The 17,838-nt window shown below is 68.7% G+C and carries 14 protein-coding genes and 1 pseudogene; 10 read left to right on the top strand and 5 right to left on the bottom strand.

The window, feature by feature from the left end; translation table 11 throughout:
• The first annotated feature begins 90 nt into the window (after positions 1-90).
• Both ACFK0J_RS26330 and ACFK0J_RS26325 read left to right on the top strand, forming a co-directional pair.
• Positions 91-549 carry a B-4DMT family transporter gene (locus tag ACFK0J_RS26330; RefSeq protein ID WP_378731719.1) on the top strand — a complete coding sequence of 153 codons (459 nt, stop codon included), beginning with the start codon at positions 91-93 and terminating at the stop codon, positions 547-549.
• Between the two features lie 215 nt (positions 550-764).
• The gene (locus ACFK0J_RS26325; protein WP_378731717.1) at positions 765-1,010 is read left to right on the top strand and encodes a hypothetical protein; all 246 of its coding nucleotides are present in this window, start codon (positions 765-767) and stop codon (positions 1,008-1,010) included.
• Positions 1,011-1,102: 92 nt separating this feature from the next.
• On the opposite strand, the gene aroB is transcribed toward ACFK0J_RS26325, so the two are convergent.
• The 4 genes and pseudogenes from aroB to ACFK0J_RS26305 form a co-directional block, all read right to left on the bottom strand.
• Positions 1,103-2,221 carry a 3-dehydroquinate synthase gene (gene aroB / locus ACFK0J_RS26320; protein ID WP_378731715.1) on the bottom strand — a complete coding sequence of 373 codons (1,119 nt, stop codon included), beginning with the start codon at positions 2,219-2,221 and terminating at the stop codon, positions 1,103-1,105.
• Positions 2,222-2,652: 431 nt separating this feature from the next.
• Positions 2,653-3,171 (bottom strand): annotated as a pseudogene (locus ACFK0J_RS26315) (shikimate kinase); the annotation flags it as partial.
• Complete coding sequence (aroC, locus tag ACFK0J_RS26310) at positions 3,168-4,379, bottom strand: chorismate synthase (protein ID WP_378743021.1); 1,212 nt, start codon at positions 4,377-4,379, stop codon at positions 3,168-3,170. The gene aroC and the pseudogene ACFK0J_RS26315, both read right to left, overlap by 4 nt.
• An 86-nt stretch (positions 4,380-4,465) precedes the next feature.
• Positions 4,466-4,933 carry a prepilin peptidase gene (locus ACFK0J_RS26305; RefSeq protein ID WP_378731713.1) on the bottom strand — a complete coding sequence of 156 codons (468 nt, stop codon included), beginning with the start codon at positions 4,931-4,933 and terminating at the stop codon, positions 4,466-4,468.
• A 234-nt stretch (positions 4,934-5,167) separates the two neighbouring features.
• Here ACFK0J_RS26305 and ACFK0J_RS26300 point away from each other — a divergent pair, with 234 nt between their 5' ends.
• The 7 genes from ACFK0J_RS26300 (at position 5,168) to ACFK0J_RS26270 (ending at position 10,772) form a co-directional block, all read left to right on the top strand.
• Positions 5,168-6,295, top strand: a complete 1,128-nt coding sequence (locus tag ACFK0J_RS26300; RefSeq protein WP_378731711.1) for a M24 family metallopeptidase — start codon at positions 5,168-5,170, stop codon at positions 6,293-6,295.
• Between the two features lie 47 nt (positions 6,296-6,342).
• Positions 6,343-6,906: an elongation factor P gene (gene efp, locus ACFK0J_RS26295; protein ID WP_167463947.1), complete on the top strand. Its 564-nt coding sequence runs from the start codon at positions 6,343-6,345 to the stop codon at positions 6,904-6,906.
• A 180-nt stretch (positions 6,907-7,086) separates the two neighbouring features.
• Positions 7,087-7,593 (top strand): transcription antitermination factor NusB, encoded by a 507-nt coding sequence (gene nusB, locus ACFK0J_RS26290; protein WP_378731709.1) that lies wholly within the window; start codon positions 7,087-7,089, stop codon positions 7,591-7,593.
• Entirely contained in the window at positions 7,590-7,853 is a 264-nt protein-coding gene (locus ACFK0J_RS26285) for a YciI family protein (protein ID WP_378731707.1), read from the top strand. The genes nusB and ACFK0J_RS26285 overlap by 4 nt, the downstream gene beginning before the upstream one ends.
• A gap of 484 nt (positions 7,854-8,337) precedes the next feature.
• Entirely contained in the window at positions 8,338-9,228 is an 891-nt protein-coding gene (locus tag ACFK0J_RS26280; RefSeq protein WP_378731706.1) for a hypothetical protein, read from the top strand.
• Entirely contained in the window at positions 9,229-9,915 is a 687-nt protein-coding gene (locus tag ACFK0J_RS26275) for a hypothetical protein (RefSeq protein WP_378731704.1), read from the top strand.
• Positions 9,897-10,772, top strand: a complete 876-nt coding sequence (locus ACFK0J_RS26270) for an inositol monophosphatase family protein (RefSeq protein ID WP_378731703.1) — start codon at positions 9,897-9,899, stop codon at positions 10,770-10,772. The genes ACFK0J_RS26275 and ACFK0J_RS26270 overlap by 19 nt, the downstream gene beginning before the upstream one ends.
• 10 nt (positions 10,773-10,782) lie before the next feature.
• On the opposite strand, the gene ACFK0J_RS26265 is transcribed toward ACFK0J_RS26270, so the two are convergent.
• Entirely contained in the window at positions 10,783-12,051 is a 1,269-nt protein-coding gene (locus tag ACFK0J_RS26265) for an SLC13 family permease (protein ID WP_378731700.1), read from the bottom strand.
• 27 nt (positions 12,052-12,078) lie between these two features.
• On the opposite strand from ACFK0J_RS26265, the gene ACFK0J_RS26260 reads away from it, so the two are divergent.
• Positions 12,079-17,823, top strand: a complete 5,745-nt coding sequence (locus ACFK0J_RS26260; RefSeq protein WP_378731698.1) for a TIR domain-containing protein — start codon at positions 12,079-12,081, stop codon at positions 17,821-17,823.
• The last annotated feature ends 15 nt before the right edge of the window (positions 17,824-17,838 follow it).

Genomic DNA, 17,838 nt, shown 5'->3' with positions numbered 1-17,838 from the left:
AGACGACTGTCGAATGGCCCGGTGCGGGGACGTAAAAACTGATACCGGTTCTAGTTTGGTTCGGGGATGCGCAGGGTTATGGTGGTGCGCATGAATGCTTGGGTGTTGCGGGCCATCCTGCTCGGCGCGCTGGTCGTTTTCCTGCGTGCCGTGCTCGGGTTCGCGATGGTGAACTGGCCGACCCATGGGGTCTGGATGCGCGCCCTCGGCCTGATCGTCCTCGTGGCGGCCGTCCTGTACTGGGGTTTGCTGGACGGGCGCAAGGATCGGGCCGCCCAACCCGATCCGGAGCGCGGCTCCGACCTGACCCTGCTGTGGTTGAAGGCGGCCGTGGCGGGCGGTCTCGGCAGCGGCCTCGGCGCCTGGCTCCTCGACTGGCTGCCCAAGTTCGACCTCGGCGACAACGGCATCCTCTTCGAACTCACCGCCGGGTCCGCGTTCATCGTCCTGCTGATCTTCGTCCCCGCCCTCATCGGCGTCGGTATCGGCCGCATGCTCGCGGATCGCTCGTCCAACAAGGCGTCCACCCCCGTACCCAGTTCCGTCTGACGCGAGGCTGCCGCGAGCGCGCTGGTGAGGCATGGGGATGAGCTTCGGCCTCCCGTGCGTCTGTCGCACTGCCATGGGAAGACGACTCTGCCAACATTCGAGCGAGGCGCTGCCAACCTGTCGCACCACGGCATCGATGCCCTTGTCGCCCTCGGGACCGCCGGTATTCTTTTGCTGTCCAATGCATTTCAACGGGAGGGGACATCGTTATGTTGATGCGAATCGGGGTCGCCGCGGCGATGACACTCGCTGCGTCCACGGTCGTGTTCGCTGGGCAGGCGGCCGCACAGGACAACGGCTGTGCGTCGGAACAGCCGCGGTGGAACTACGTGTGCCTGCCCGCGGTGTCGAACGTTTCGCTGGCGTACTGCCAGAAGAACGGACCAGGGTGGGATGAGCGGGGGATCTGCGTCGCGCGTTGGGACAACGGTCGGTACGACTACTGGATTCCGCGCCCCTGAGACGTCGCCGCGTGCCCGATAGCGGGTTCGGCTGAAGTACGAGAACGGCGCACTCCTGTCGGAGTGCGCCGTTTCCGCTGTGCGGGAGCGGGTTACAGCAGGATGCCGCTGCTCGGGGTGCCTTCGCGGGCGATGGCGGAGTAGGCGGCGGCGAGCAGGGTCGGGTCGGGGCCTTCGAGGCGGCCGGGCTTGGCGAGACCGTCGAGGACGACGAAACGCAGGACACCGGAGCGGGTCTTCTTGTCGGTCTGCATGGTGTCCAGCAATTGGGGGAGGGCGTCGGCGTCGTAGGCGGTGGGCAGGCCGACGCTTTCCAGGACCGTGCGGTGACGGTCGGCGGTGGCGTCGTCGAGACGACCCGCGAGGCGGCCGAGTTCGGCGGCGAAGACGAGGCCGACCGAGACGGCGGCGCCGTGGCGCCAGCGGTAGCGCTCGCGGCGCTCGATCGCGTGGCCGAGGGTGTGGCCGTAGTTGAGGATCTCGCGCAGGCTGGCCTCCTTGAGATCGGCGGCGACGACATCGGCCTTCACCTGGATCGCGCGCCGGATCAGCTCGGGCAGCACCTCGCCGGTGGGGTCGAGCGCGGCCTCGGGATCGCGCTCCACCAGGTCCAGGATCACCGGGTCGGCGATGAAACCGGCCTTGATGATCTCGGCCATGCCCGCCACGATCTCGTTGCGCGGCACCGTTTCCAGCGTGGCCAGGTCGACGAGCACCGCGGCAGGCTCATGAAAGCAGCCGACCAGGTTCTTGCCCGCCTCGGTGTTGATGCCGGTCTTACCGCCGACGGCCGCGTCGACCATCGCCAGCAGCGTGGTCGGCACATGCACGATCCGCACGCCGCGCATCCAGGTCGCGGCCACGAAGCCGGCCAGGTCGGTCGCGGCGCCGCCGCCGAGGCTCACCACCACATCGTTGCGGGTCAGGCCGATCCGGCCGAGCACCTCCCAGCAGAATCCGGCGACGGCGAGTTCCTTACCGGCCTCGGCGTCCGGGATCTCGATGCGATGCGCGTCGATCCCGGTGTCGGCCAATGCCTTGCGCACCACTTCGGCGGTCTCGGCGAGTGGCGGCTGATGGAAGATCGCCACCGTCCGCACGCCCTTCGTCGCGCCGCTGACCGCCTCGACGAGCTCACCGAGCAAGCCGCGGCCGATGATCACCGGATACGGATCCGCGGTACGAACTTCGAGACGATTCGGCTCTGTCACGACTGCTCCGATTCTGTGGTTGCTTCCTGGTTTTTACGCGCGCGCACCCGAGCCCGTCGCGCGCGGGCCCGCCTGGCGCGCCCGCTGGACCGTGGACTCGGACCGGATTCTTCCGTGCCGTCCGACTGGCTTGCCGCACCGGTCTCGTCCGGGGCGGCCGAGCGGCGAGTGCGCCAACTCCGGCCGTTCGCGTTCGCGGCGGACTTCCCGGACGGCACCGAGGGTGTCTGCTCAGTGGCTCCGGCCGCTTGCTCCTGTTCGGCCGCTCGACGGGCGGCGGCACGAGCCCGGGCCCGGCGTCTGGCCCGGGATCGGCTGCCGGCGCGCGGGGTTCCGGTGCCCTCGGCGGCAGTGCTCGGTGGGGTCGTGGTGTCGGGCAGGTCGGTGTTGTCGATGTCCGTTCCGGCAGCGGGCTCGACCGGTTCGAGTCCGAGCTTGGCCAGGACCATTTTGACGACGCGGCCCGGGCTGCGGCCGTCGGTGCGCACTCGGACGGTGGCGACCTCGCGGTAGAGCGGGCGGCGCTTGCGCATCAACTCGCGGTACTTGGCGGCCGGGTCGGCGCCGTTGAGCAGCGGTCGGTTGGTGCTCGCACCGGTGCGGCGGAGTCCTTCGCCCACACTGATTTCCAGGTAGACGACGGTGCGGTTGCGCAGCAGCGCCCGGGTTTCCTTGGACAGCACGGCGCCACCGCCGAGCGAGACGACGCCGCGCTCGGCGAGGATGGCGCGCCGTACTACCCGCTCCTCGATCCGGCGGAACTCGGGCTCGCCGTCGGTGGCGAAGATTTCCGGAATGGTGCGGCCGGTCTCGCGTTCGATGCCCGCGTCGGTGTCGTACAGCTCGACCCCGAGTTCCTTGGCGAGCTTGCGGCCGATCGTCGATTTCCCCGCACCCGGCGGTCCGACCAGCACCACGCGCGGCGCGCGCGGATCGGTCTGCACGATCATGGCGTGCTTGTCTCAGCGGGGGCGAGGTGCGGGCGGCTGCTGATCCGTTTGACGTAGCTGGTGATGTTCTCCAGGGTCTCGCCCAGCGAGTCGCCACCGAACTTCTCCAGCGCGGCCTGCGCGACGACCAGTGCGACCATGGACTCGGCCACCACGCCCGCGGCGGGCACGGCGCACACGTCGGAGCGCTGGTGGATGGCGACGGCTTCCTCGCCGGTGGTCATGTCCACGGTCGACAGCGCACGGGGCACGGTCGAGATCGGCTTCATCGCGGCGCGCACCCGCAGCGCTTCGCCGTTGGTCATGCCGCCCTCTAGGCCGCCCGCGCGGTTGGTGGAACGCAGCACGCCATCGGGGCCGGGCCGCATCTCGTCGTGCGCCTGGCTGCCGCGCCGGCGGGCGGTCTCGAAACCGTCGCCGACCTCGACGCCCTTGATGGCCTGAATGCCCATGAGCGCGGCCGCGAGCCGCGAGTCGAGCCGGTTCTCGCCGCTGACGAACGAGCCGAGTCCGACCGGAAGTCCTTCGACGACGACCTCGACCACGCCACCGAGGGTGTCGCCATCCTTCTTGGCCGCCTCGATCTCGGCGATCATCGCGGCCTCCGCGTCCTTGTCGAACGCGCGCACCGGACTCTCGTCGATGGCGGCGAGATCGGCGGCGGTCGGCACCACACCGGTGGTGTTCCGCGCGGTGCCGATCGACACGACGTGCGAGATTACTTCGACGCCGAACGCCTGGCGCAGGAAGTTCCGGGCCACGGTGCCCGCCGCGACGCGCGCCGCGGTCTCCCTGGCGCTGGCGCGCTCCAGCACATTGCGGGCGTCGTCGAAGCCGTACTTGAGCATGCCCGAGTAGTCGGCGTGGCCGGGGCGCGGTCGGGTGAGCGGGGCATTGCGGGCCAGTTCGGCGAGTTCGGCCGGGTCGACCGGGTCGGCGGACATGACCGTCGTCCACTTCGGCCACTCGGAGTTGGCGATCTCGATGGCCACCGGACCGCCCATGGTCCGGCCGTGCCGGACACCGCCGACGACGGTCACCTTGTCGGCCTCGAACTTCATCCGGGCGCCGCGGCCGTAACCGAGCCTGCGGCGCGCCAACTGCGCGGAGATCTCGTCGGACGTGACCTCGACACCGGCCACCATCCCCTCGAGGATGGTGACGAGAGCGGGACCGTGGGATTCTCCGGCAGTTATCCAGCGCAACACGCCCACCATCTTCCCATGTCGGCGCGGCTGCTCCGGCACGCGGCCCGCAGTGATGGCGGGCACGTTCGCCGCCGCCGCCGTCCCGATCATCCGGCATTCGCTGTGGCCAGGGCACACACGGTCGCCAGGCACATGGCGGGACCGTGTGGCACCGCGAGTCGGCGGGGCGCGTCGGCACCGTCGACCGGCGCTCGGCTCCGGTGCATCCCGAGCAGGACGATCCCGGCGGCCGCGGTCAGCAGTGGCGCGGTCAGCGCCGCCCACACCCACGCCTGCCCGCCGCCGAGCGCGGCGGCCGCGCCCAACCCGACGGCCAGCTTCACATCTCCGGCACCGAAGGCCGTCGGCAGCACCAGATGCACCGCCAGATACGGCACCGCCAGCAGGGCCGCACCGAGTAGCGCGGCTGTGAATTGTGTTGTGGACAGGGCGTATCCGAAGACTCCCAGCGCACCCCATCCGGTCAGCGAATTCGGTAGCCGCCGCTGCCGAAAATCGATGACGCTCAACACAACACACCACGCGAGGAGGGCGGCGAACGCGACGATCGGCATGCCATCCAGCTTCGTCCGATCGCGGCGCGGAGCAACCGCTCGGCAGCCGAATGTGGATAGCTTTCCGAGATGTGAACAACGCCCGCTCCGCATGCCGTCCGGTACGGAAATCGCGGCCTGCCAACGGCATTCCGCGATCGCCGGGCTGATCTTCACCGCGAGGTCAGCGGCGTGGCGGCAGTCCGTGCACGTGTTGCATGTGGCTATACGGCGTGTCGGCGGTAGCTTTGACACATGTGTGCTGATCACGTGGGCCATGCGCCCGACTACGCCGCGCGGCGTGGCGCGCTGCGGAGTCTGCTGGTGGAAAACGGGGTAGACGCCCTGCTGGTTACCGATCTGGTGAACCTCAGATACCTCACCGGCTTCACCGGATCCAACGCGGCGTTGCTGGTGCATTCCTGGGACATGCGCAATGCGGAGGAGCGCACGGTGATCGGCACCGACGGCCGATACCGCACCCAGGTCGCCGAGCAGGTTCCGGACCTGCGCGCCGAGATCGCCCGAGCCACCGCCCGCCGCATCGTCGAACTGGCAGGCGAATGGCAGCTCGGCCGGATCGGCTACGAGAGTCACATCGTCACCGTCGAGCAGCACCGCGGCTTCATCGAGCAGCGCACCGGGCTGGAATTCGTCGCGACGCCCGGTCTGGTCGAGCAGCTGCGCATGGTCAAGGACGCCTACGAGGTGGAGCAGCTCCGGGCGGCCTGCGCGGCGGGTGACGCCGGACTGGCCGCCCTGCTCGAACGCGGCGCGCTGCGCCCGGGCCGCACCGAACGACAGGTCGCCAGGGACCTCGAATGGGCCATGTTCGAGCACGGCGCCGAGGCGATCTCGTTCGAGACCATCGTGGCGACCGGCGTGAATTCGGCTGTCCCGCATCATCGGCCGACCGAGGCCGTGCTCGCCGCCGGTGACTTCGTCAAGCTCGACTTCGGCGCGATGATCGGCGGCTACCACTCCGACATGACCCGCACCTTCGTCCTCGGCAAACCCAGCGACTGGCAGCGCGAGGTGTACTCGCTGGTCGAAGCCTCGCAGCGGGCCGGACGGGAGGCGCTGCGACCAGGCGTGAAGGTCGCCGACGTCGACGCGGCCTCGCGCTCGGTGATCGAGGCGGCGGGGCACGGCAAGCTGTTCGTGCACGGTCTCGGGCACGGTGTGGGACTGCAGATCCACGAAGCGCCGGGAATCGCGAAAAACGGAACCGGTACACTTCTTGCTGGCGTGGCGGTGACCGTCGAACCTGGTGTGTACTTTCCCGGCCGCGGCGGGGTCCGGATCGAGGACACGCTCGTGGTGCGCGAAGGGGGCCCGGAGCTGCTCACCAACACCAGCAAAGACCTGACCGTCGTCGAATGACGTCGGTTGACCATCATGTTGTTTACGAACTAGGAGATCCGAGGACAGTGGCGGACACCAGCGACTTCAAGAACGGCCTTGTGCTGAAGATCGACGGTCAGCTCCAGCAGATCGTCGAATTCCAGCACGTCAAGCCGGGCAAGGGTCCCGCCTTCGTGCGGACGAAGCTGAAGAACGTGCTGTCCGGCAAGGTCGTCGACAAGACCTTCAACGCGGGCGTGAAGGTGGAGACGGCCACCGTCGACCGCCGCGACATGACCTACCTGTACCACGACGGCTCGGACTACGTCTTCATGGACGGTGACACGTTCGACCAGATCTCCATCTCCGAGCAGACCATCGGCCCGGGCGCCCGGTTCCTGCTGGAGAACATGTCCGTGCAGGTCGCCACGCACGAGGGTGCGCCGCTCTACGTGGAGCTCCCGGTGACGGTCGAGCTCGAGGTGCAGCACACCGACATCGGCCTGCAGGGCGACCGTTCCACCGGCGGCACCAAGCCCGCCACCCTGGAGACCGGCGCCGAGGTGCAGGTCCCGCTGTTCATCAACACCGGCGACAAGCTGCGCATCGACTCGCGTGATGGCAGCTACCTCGGCCGAGTCAACGCCTGATCGCCGCCCGCGCGCGGCAGGAGCGTCAGGCCCGGAGGCGGTAGCGGAGCGTAACCACGCAGGGTCCGCTTCTGCCGCAATGGACAGAGCAGCGTCAGGCCCGGAGGCGGTAGCGAAGCGTGACCACGTAGGGGCCCGCTCCTACCGCCGATGGATACAGGGACTGGGATAATGGTGACCGTGGCTGAACAGCCGATAGACAAGAAGTCGTTCAAGAAGCTCGGTACGCGGCACAAAGCCCGCCGCCGGGCCGTCGATCTGCTCTTCGAGGCAGAGGCACGCGACGTGGACCCGGCCGACCTACTCGACGAGCGGGTCGAATTGGCCACCCGCGACCAAGCGGTCGCCCCGGTACACGCCTACACGCACACGCTGGTCGAGGGCGTCGCCGACGATCTCGACCGGGTGGACGGCACCATCGAGTCCTACCTCAAGGACTGGGAACTGTCCCGGTTGCCCGCCGTCGACCGCGCCATCCTGCGGATCGCGGTGTGGGAGTTGTTCCACGCCAACGACGTTCCGCCGGTCGTCGCGGTGGACGAGGCGGTGGAGCTGGCCAAGGAACTGTCCACCGACGACTCGCCGTCGTTCGTGAACGGTGTGCTCGGTCAGGTCGTGCTCGTCGCGCCGCAGGTGCGCGCCGCCGCGGCCGCCACCCGGGCTCCCCGCCCGGAGCCCGAGGCGTGAAGAAGTACCTCGTCATGGCGATGCGCACACCGCGCTTCGACCCGGCCGTGATCGAGCCGCACAAACAGTTCCTGAAGCAGTTGAGCGAACGCGGCCACCTGGTCGAGAGCGCTCGATTCACCGACGGCACCGGCGGCGGGTACTTCCTCGCCGCCGAAAACCTCGACGCCGCACGAGAACTCGCCTTCGCCGACCCGGTCCACACCACCGGCTCCTCGGAACTCACCATCTACGAGTGGGAACCCACCACCCCACACTGAGCACAATCAGCCGCACACCCCTTGTCTAATCCGTACACCCCTTTACCGGGTGTGCGCCGACGACAGCGGGTGTGCGGCTTTCGTGCACTGATAGGGCGGAAGGCCGCGCGCGCTTTGGGTAAGCCGCACATCGGGTATCGGGTGAAGCAAGGGGTGTGGGCCCTGTCGCTCCCGCCGGGGGTGTACGTGGACCGGCGGGAGCGGGATGCCGGGGCATCCGGGCGTGCTGTCGTCGAGGGATGCTCGGCGACCGGTCTCATCGTGGTTCCTCAACCGCACTCGAGGTCAAGGGGCCCGGATGTGGGGTGGCACACAGCGCGAGCACTGCGGCCTCGTGCATGCGCCCTCGCCAGCGCTCCCAGCGGCCTCGTGCATCCGCCCTCGCCAGCGGCTCCAAACCGTTGGCTTGCACGACTTCTGGCTTCCTTCGCTGCGGGGCCGGGGGCTACCTCTATCCTGGGAGGAACGAAGGGGAGGGCGGAGCATGGCGCGTTTGCTGACTTGGTTGCGTAACAACGTCGACGGTGTCGTCGCGTTGGTGCTCGCCATTGTCGTCGGCATGCTCGCGGTCCTCGACGTCATCAGCGTGGACAACGTGAACGCGGCGGTGCTGCTGGTGCTCGCACTGCTGGCCACCACATTGCTACGGGACCGGCATCTTTCGGCCAAGGCCATGCGCGACGCGTCGTCGGTGCAACTGTTGTACGGGCCGGAGATCGGCCACGCGCACACCCTCGCCAGGCGCGGCACCGAACAGTGGATCTTCAAGGGCGGCACCGGAACCTACATCCGGGCGGTGACGCTGCGCGAGTGCGTGGAGAACGCGCGGCGCGAACAACGGCCGCTACGCATGCAATTGGAGATTCTGGACCCGACCAACGAAGCGCTGTGCAAGACCTACGCGCAGTTTCGCTCCTCGCTCTCGCCGGAGGCCGACCGCACCGGCGAACTGTGGACCACCGAACGCACCCGCAAGGAAGCCTTCGCCACCGTCCTGGCCGCCTGCTGGTTCCGGCAGCGGTTCACCTTTCTCACCATCGACGTGGGTTTGTCGACGGTGATGACGACCTTCCGCTGGGACTTGTCGTCCAGCTGTGTCATTGTCACGCAGGACAATCCGAACACCCCGGCGCTGATGTTCGAGCGGGAGAAACCGTACTACCGCGATTTCAACCGCGAACTGGTCGCCAGCTTCAAACAGACCCGGCAGGTCCCGCTGAGTCGCAGCGAGGAGCTGCCGCTGTCCGACGAGCCGACCGTCGACCAGGTCCGCGGCCTGTTCCAGGGGCTCGACCTGGAACTTCCGGCCGCTTTCACCGACCGCGACGTCGCCGATATCGTGCGCCGCGCGCTCCAGCCGAGGAACCCTTATTAAGTGAACGAATACGCCCGCCTGCGCATGCTGATCGGCTCCGACGCCACCGGAGCCGCGGTGCGCCGCTGGGCCCGCGATGTCCTCGCGGGCGTCATCGACGGCAGCACCGATCTGACCGCGGTCCGACACCCGTTGGGCTTTCTGTGTTTTCCCGCCTGGCGTGGGGACGGCTTCGGCATCTGCGTGCACGTCTGGACCGAGGGCGTGCACGCTACCCCGACCACCTCACTGATGCATGCGCACAGTTGGGATCTGCTCAGCACCGTGCTGTACGGCACCGTCGGCAACGAGATCATCGAAATCGACAGCGCGCCCGCGCATCCCACCCATCGACTGTTCGAGATCCAGAGTGCCGCCGACGGTGATCTGGTTCGCGCGACGCCCCAGCTGGTCACCTACCGCACCCGGTCCAGGGAACATTTCCATGCGGGCGAGATGTATACCCTGCCGAACGGCGCGTTCCACGTGTCCGACGTGCACGGCGAGGCGGCGACCGTCGTGCTCGGTGAGGACAATCGGGGGCGCCCCGACCTGTCGCTCGGTACGCTCGCCACCACCGATCATTGGGTACACCGAACCCTGTGCACCCCCACCGAATCCCGGCGCGCGGCGCAGACCGTGCTGGCCCATCTGCAGGATCAGGTCCTGCCGAAGCAACTGGAGAACCGATGCGAGCGGGCGACGTAATGAGCCAGGTACTCCCGGACACCCTCGTCGACGTCGCCGCCGAGGTGGCCGTCACCGCGGCCGTCGAAGCGGGCCAGGCCATCCGGGCCGGCCTCCTCGGCGCGCTGACCGTCAGCACCAAGGACGCGAGCGGCGATGTGGTCACCGAGCTGGACCTGCGGGCCGAACAGATCATCCTGCGCCATATACGGCGGGCTTTTCCGGAGCACCGCATCCTCGCCGAGGAATCCGGCGTCCTCGACAGCACCGACGACTCCTGGTGCTGGGTCGTCGACCCGCTGGACGGCACCAACAACATCGCCATCGGCCTGCCGGTGTGCACCGTCGGTATCGCGTTGTGCCACCACGGAACGCCGGTTCTCGGTGTGGTGCACGAGCCGATCGCCGACCGCACCTGGTCCGCCGTCCGCGGCCGCGGCGCCCTGGGCCCGAACGGCCCGCTGTGGCATCCGGCGCACCGCCCCGTGGCCAGCGCCCCGGTCCTGGCGTGGCTGCAGGGTTACCCGGTGACCCGCGCCGACCCGACCGCCCGCGCACTGCGCCTCACCCTGGAATCGGCCTCCCGCCGCCTGATTCAACTCTGGTCCCCGTTGCTGTGCTGGGTGATGTTGAGCAACGGCGACATCGACGGCTTCGTCGGCTACCGAGCGGGTCTCGTCGACCTCCCCGCGGGCGCCCTACTCGCCCGCGAAGCGGGCATGCACATCACCGACTTCGACGGCACCGCCCTCGACGAGCGCCTCGAATTACCCACCGGCGAAGTAGATTTCATCGCTGGCAGCGCCGAAATGATGTCCGATCTCACCCTGCTGGTGAAGTCCGCGGCGGAAGTGACCGTCACCGGCCTACCCGACTGACCGGCTGCGGTTATCCGATGACGAGCAGGGCCGCGACGGCGCCGGTGGTGCCGATGGCGGCGAGCGCGAGTCCGGTGAGGACGAAGCGGAGCATCGGAACGCGAACGTTGTGGGTGCGGCAGAACTCCAGGCAGAGCAGGGTGGCCAAGGACGCCCACGGCGTGACGATGGGACCGATATTGGTGCCGATGAGCAAGGCCAGCAGCTGATTGTGATTCTCGAAGGGCACGACCGCCTCGCCCGCGGTGTAGGCGGGGAGGTTGTTGGCGATGTTCGACAGGGTCGCGCCCGCGCCCGCCGCGCGGAAGGCGCCGACCGCGCCGGAATCCGAACCGATCAGCGTGTGCATCACCTCGGAGAGGCCGAGGCGGCCGAGCGTGGGGACCACCAGAAACAGGCCGACCACGAAAACCAGTAGCCGCCAAGGGATCAGCGAGAGACGCAGCGAGGCGCGGTCGAAGAGGGCGAAGGCGAGCACCGCGATGGCGGCGGCGATGGTCGCGGCGATGCCGATGCTGTCGCCGACGAAAGGAATGGCGAGGATGAACAGCAGGCAGGCACCGGCCGTGGTGTACAGCAGGGCCCGTTCTTTCGCGTTCTCCGGGCGGATCGGCTCGGGCGGCAGGTAGCGGTCGGTGTCGCGGCGACCGCGCCGCCAGTACCACAGCCAGAGGCACAGCATCGTGGCGGCGAGCGAAACGAGTTGGGGTGCCCACATTTTCGCGGCGAATTCGGTCGCCGTCAGTGCGACCCGGTCGGCGGCAAGCAGATTGGTGAGATTGGAGACCGGCAACAGCAGGCTCGCGGTGTTCGCGAGCCAGATGGTGGTCATGGCCAGCGGGAGCGGCGGGATGCGCGCCGGGGCGGCCAGCGCGAGCATCACCGGGGTGATCAGCACCGCCGTCGTATCCAGGTTCAGCAGGATCGTGGTGGCCGACGCGAACAGCACGCACAGCAGAAACAGCGCGGGATAGTAACCCCGCCCGAGGATGGCGAGCCGGTGCGCGATCGCATCGAACACCTTGGCTTGGCGGGTGAGTTCGGCCAGCACGATCACGCTACCGAGAAACAGCAGCAGCGGACCGATTCTGCGCATGTTGTCGGCCGCCTCCTCGCGGGGCAGCAGCCCGGTGAGCACGCACAGCAGTCCGGCGAGCAAGAGCGCGACGCGGACCCAATCCAGCACGCTCAAGCCCCAGCGGGGGCGTGCGGACCCCGCCGTGACAGTGGACGGCGTGTTCCGCTCGGAGGAGTCGACCTGTTCGGGCACGCCTGTCATGCTATTGGCCTACGCCATACTGGGTGCGTGACAGAGCAGGGTGGGCGGCACCGGGACTTTTTCATCAGCTATTCCCCGGCGGACGAGCGGTGGGCAACCTGGATCGCCTGGCAATTGGAGAGTGCCGGTTATCGCACCCTGGTTCAGGCCTGGGATTTCGTGCCGGGCACCAACTTCATCGACTTCATGGACCGTGGCGTGCGCGACGCCACCGTCGTGCTCGCGGTGCTGTCCGAGAACTATCTCCAATCCCATTACGGGACAATGGAATGGCAGGCCGCACTGCGCACCGACCCGGGCAAGCTGCTCCCGATCCGGGTCGCCGACTGCGCCCTCGAGGGGCTGCTCGCCACCATCACCTATGTCGACCTGCTGAACGTGGCGACCGACGAGGAGGCGCGTCGGATACTGCTGGAGCGGGTGCGGCACCTGCTGGCGGGCCGGGCGAAACCGGACAGCGCACCACGGTTCCCGAACGGGCTCGGCGGGGCACCGGACCGCTACGCCTACGAGACCGAGGCGGGCCCCGTCGAGTCGCCGCTGAGCAGACGCACTCCCGTTGCGGCCCCGGCGTTTCCCGGCGTCGCGCGGCGGGACGAGCACCGCTCCGGGGTCAGCGTGCTGCACGTGGCCGGTCCGCGCTTCGGCCGCGGTCTGCTCGCCGCCGACGAGCCGAGCACCGCGCGGGAACTGCAGGCGCGCATCTGGGCGAACGTCACCCAGCTGGCCGGCCAGGGCGTGCCGAAACCCGACATGATCGTGGTGACCGGCGATCTCACCGAATCCGCCCGCCCGCGCGAGGTCGACGAGGCGCTCAGCTTTCTGACCGGGTTGCGGGTACTGCTCGGCCTGGAACCGGACCGGTTGATCGTCGTGCCGGGCAACCACGATGTCTCCAAGGTCTCGTGTCACGCTTACTTCCTGAATTGTGAAGCGCGCGACCGTAAGCCGCAGCCGCCGTACTTCCCGAAGCTCGAGCAGTACGCGCGGCTGTTCGCCGAGCTGTACCAGGGCCTCGATCAACTCGTGTTCGATGTCGGGCAGCCCTGGACGCTGTTCTCGATTCCCGAACTACGGGTGGTGGTCGCGGGTCTGAACTCGACCATGGCCACCACCCATCTGCCCGAGGACGATCACGGCTGGATCGGTGAACCGCAGGCCGCCTGGTTCGCCGAACGACTGCGGCCGTTCGAGGAGAACGGCTGGTTGCGGCTCGGGGTGGTCCGGCACGACCCACTGCCCGGGCCCGCCGCCTCGCCGCGTGATCCCGCCTTGCTGCGCGACGCCGACACGCTGTCGCGACTGCTCGGCGGCAGGCTGAACCTGCTGCTGCACGGCCCGGGACCCGGTGGGCCGCACCTGGATCGGCTGGACGGCAAGCTCCCCGTCATTCCCGCTGCCGCGCCGGGTCGGGACGAGATCATCCACCTGACCGCCGACGGGCTCGCCCGATACTCCGCTACCGCGAGCAATGCCGCGGAACCCACCGCGAGCCTGGAGTGGCCATGGCCGAATGCCGTTGCGGCACTGGCCCCGGCCGGCCAGCCCGAGCTGGTCGGCCCCGATGACATCGTCGAACCGGCGGTCGACGCCCCCGCCATCGTCGACCCGCACGGCCGGCTGCTGGAACGGGTGGCCGAGGTGTGCGAAACCCGGTATCCGGGGGTGAAGATCCGCCGCGTCGAGACCGAGCCGCCGCACCTGCTGGTCACCCTCCAGCGCGACGATGTCATCGCGCAGTGGCGCATCGGCGTGCACGTCGGCGACATGACAAGGCAGGTGATCGAGGAATTCCTCGGCCACGACCCGGAATACGGCTCCGAACTCGTCTATCGCGGTGCGCCGCCGCCACGTTCGCTGCGCGACGAAGCCGCCAGCCACGGCCTGCGGGTGCGCAGCTTCACCGAATTCCAGGGCCTGCTGGATCTGGACGATTACCTCGCCAAGCAACTGGACCGGCTGCGCACCGACCGCCGCTACCCGCCCGATCTCTATGTGCCGCAACGCTTCCGAGTGCTCGACCACGGCGATCAGCCGGTGCACGACGACCTCGTCGCCGACCTGCTGCGCCTGGTCGCCGCGGATCACGGCCGATTCGTCCTGGTGCTGGGCGATTTCGGGCGCGGCAAGACCTTCGCGCTGCACGAACTGGCCCGCCGCATCACCGAGACCATGCCCGCGTTGATCCCGATCCTCATCGAGCTGCGCACCCTGGACAAAACGCACTCGGTGGACGGATTGGTCGCCGCGCACCTGGCCAATCACGGCGAGGACCGGATCGATTTGAAAGCGTTGCGCTACATGCTCCGCGAGGGCCGGGTGGTGCTGCTGTTCGACGGCTTCGACGAACTGGTCACCCGAATCAGCTACGAGTTCGCCGCCGACCACCTGGAAACCCTGCTGCAGGCCGCCGTCGGCAAGGCAAAAATCATCGTGGCGAGCCGCACCCAGCATTTCGCGTCACGCGCCCAGGTGCTGACCGCGCTGGGGGAGCGGGTCGGTTTGCTGCAGGACAGGTACATCCTCGGCATCGAGGATTTCGCGCCCGCGCAGGTGCACGCCTTCCTGACCAACCGCTACGGCGGCGACACCCGCCGCGCCGACGCCAGGATGCGGCTGATCACCGGCATCCAGGATCTGCTCGGCCTGGCGCAGAACCCGCGCATGCTCAGCTTCATCGCCGACCTGGACGAGCGGCGACTGCGCGCGGCGGCGGGGGCGCAGCAGACCGTCGGCGCGGCCGGACTGTATCGAGAGATTCTGGAATCCTGGCTGTCCTACGAGGCCGACCGCACCGCGACCACGGCGGGCGCGCAGCCCGGGCTGCGGCTGCACGAATTGTGGCTCGCGGTAATCGCATTCGCGTTGCGCAGCTGGGAGACCGGCGAGCCGTACCTGCGGCTGGCCGAATTGACCGATGTCGCGAAGAATCTGGTGGAGATGACCGGCTCCAATCGGATGTCGGTGCAGCAGCACGCGCACGCCATCGGCTCCGGCAGTCTGCTGGTGCGCACCGAGGACAATCTGTTCGGCTTCATCCACTCCTCGGTGACCGAATGGTTTGTCGCCAACCACATCGCCGAGCAGTTCGCCGCGGGCGTGCCGGCCCCGCCACAGCTCGCGCACGCGCCGCTGTCCCAACTGTCCATCGACTTCCTGTGCGACCTCGCCGATATCCGGGCCGCGCGCGCCTGGGCCGACGGCGTACTGGACGACCCGGTCGCCGACGAGGTCTCGCGGACCAACGCGATCCGGCTGACCACCCGCTTGCGCACCGCGCCGACCGCCGACCTGCGTGGCGCGATCCTGGCCGGCGAGGACCTCTCCTATCGTGACATGCAGCAGGTCGACCTGACCGGCGCGGACCTGACCGGTGCCCGCCTGGTCGGGGTGAACCTGGACCGCGCGATACTGCGCGGCGCCCGGTTGGTCGGTGCCCGGCTGGACGAGGCGAGCCTGGTCGGCGCGGACTTGACCGACGCCGATTTCACCAGGGCGCGGCTGGCCCGTGCCGATCTGACCGGTGCTCGCGCGCCGGGTAGTCGCTGGACCCGCGCGGCCCTGCTCGACGTCACCGGAACCCCGACGGGCACCGATCTGCGCGGTGCCGCCGTGGTACCCGGCTCGGTCGCCGGAACCGAATTCGCCCCGGCCGCAATCGGTGTCCGGCACGGCTTTCACGCCAGACACGGCAGGCTGCCGCAACCCCTCGCGTACAGTCCCGACGGCGGAACCCTGGCCATCGGCAGCGACGACGGCGGCGTGCTGATCTGCGACACCGAAACCGGCCTGCCGCTGCGCACCTTGCAGGGCCATCGCAACCGCTCGTTCGCGGTCGCCTACACCGACGCCGTCCTGATCAGCGGCTCCAGCGACGGCACCGTCGGTATCTGGGACGCGGCGACCGGCGAGCTACGCCGAATCCTGCACGGGCACAGCGAGTGGCCGTGGCCGGTTCTGCTGAACCGGGCGGGTGATCTACTGGCCACCGGTGACGCCGAGGGGATGCTGCGCCTCTGGTCGCTGCCCTCCGGCGAGCTGCGGCACGAATGCCGGGCAGCGGGCGCGGGCCGGGAGTTGATCTACAGCTTGGCTTTTCACGACGGGGTGATCGCCGCCGCGTACCGGGACGGCGTGGTTCGGCTATGGGATCTCGAAAGCGGACGCCAGCGTGGCGAATTCACCGGAGCGCCCGGCTCGGTATTCCGGATCGCGTTCGATCCGTCGGGTCGGCTGCTCGCGGTCGGCGGCGTCCGCGGCACTGTGGCGCTGTGGGATCCGGTGCACTGCCAATTGATTCGCGAGTTGCCCGGCCACACCGGACGGGTGTACACGCTGGCCTTCCATCCCCGGCTGCCGCTGCTGGCTACTGGGGATACCGAAGGGGGACTGCGCATCTGGAACGTCGAGACCGGCGCAGCCGAACATGCGCCGACCGACCACAATGCCGCCATCTACTGGCTGACCTTCGATCCGGCCGGTGATCTGCTGGCCTCCGGCGACAGTGCGGGGCTGCTCTGCCTGCGCGACAGCGTGACCGGCGAACTGCGGCACCGGATTACCGCGCATACCGGTTCGATCTGGCCGTTCGTCTTCCGCCCGGACGGCGCGCAGCTCGCGGTCACCGACGACCAATTCACCACCCGGCTCTGGGATCCACTCACCGGGATCGCGCGGCACGTTCTCACCGGACACGGCAGGCAGGTCAGGTCGGTCAGCTTCAACGCGGACGGCACGTTGCTCGCGGCAGGCGGCAACGACGGCGTGGTCCGGCTATGGGATCCGGTGACGAGCAGGCTGGTCCGGCGGCTGGTCGGCAGTGAAGACCGGCTGGTCACCTTCGAGTCGGCGCTGTTCAGCGGAATGCAGCCGCAACAACTCGGGGTGGTGGGCAACGACGGTCGCCTCAGCCTGCTCAATCTCGAAACCGGCCTCTTCCAGCGGCACATCAATGTCGAGGCCGCGCCGGTCTGGGCGATCGCCTTCGATCCCACCGACCAGTACGTGGCCACCGCGAACGACGACGACACGGTGACCATCTGGATGCGCACCACCGGTGCACTGCACATGGTGTGCGCGGAGCATCGCGGACGAGTGCGGTCCATCGCGTTCAACGCCGACGGCACCATGATGGCCACCGGCTGCGACGACTCGGTGGTGCGGTTGTGGGATGTCGAATCCGGCCAGTTCCTCAGGGAACTGCGTGGTCACACCGATCGGGTGTACGCGGTGGTCTTCCACGGCGACCGCCTCGCCAGCGTTTCCTGGGACATGACGGCGCGCATCTGGGATATCGGCTCCGGTGCGAGCCTGCACGAATTGACCCGGCATACCGGGCGCCTCTGGGCAGCGGCCGCCGACCCGCACAGCGGGATCCTCGCCACGGCAGGCGACGACCTGGTGGTTCGCCTGTGGGACATGGCAACTGGACGCCACCTGCACACCATGGAGGGGCACAAGCGCCGGGTCTGGTCGCTGGCTTTCCATCCGTCCGGACGGCTGCTGGCCAGTGGTGGCGACGACGGCAACACGATTCTGTGGACCGTGCCAGGGGGCGACTACCCCGATCCGGATACCGCGCCGACCATCCGCGCGGAACTGCTCGGGCTGCCGGAAGGATGGGCCGCGCTCGCACCCGACGGGCGGTACAAGTTCGAAGGCAATATCGCGGGCCAGTTCTGGCACGTGATCGGCATGTCCCGGTTCGAGTCGGGCGAACTGGACCCCTACCTGCCGGAGGTGGGGCAACTCCCGCTGGACGCGCCCTTCTGAGGGCGCCGTCCTCGG

The organism is Nocardia brasiliensis, assembly GCF_042691675.1.
GTDB lineage: Bacteria > Actinomycetota > Actinomycetes > Mycobacteriales > Mycobacteriaceae > Nocardia > Nocardia brasiliensis_D.
The sequence above is the reverse complement of the archived record's forward strand: the minus strand, read 5'-3'. Positions and strand labels throughout refer to the sequence as shown.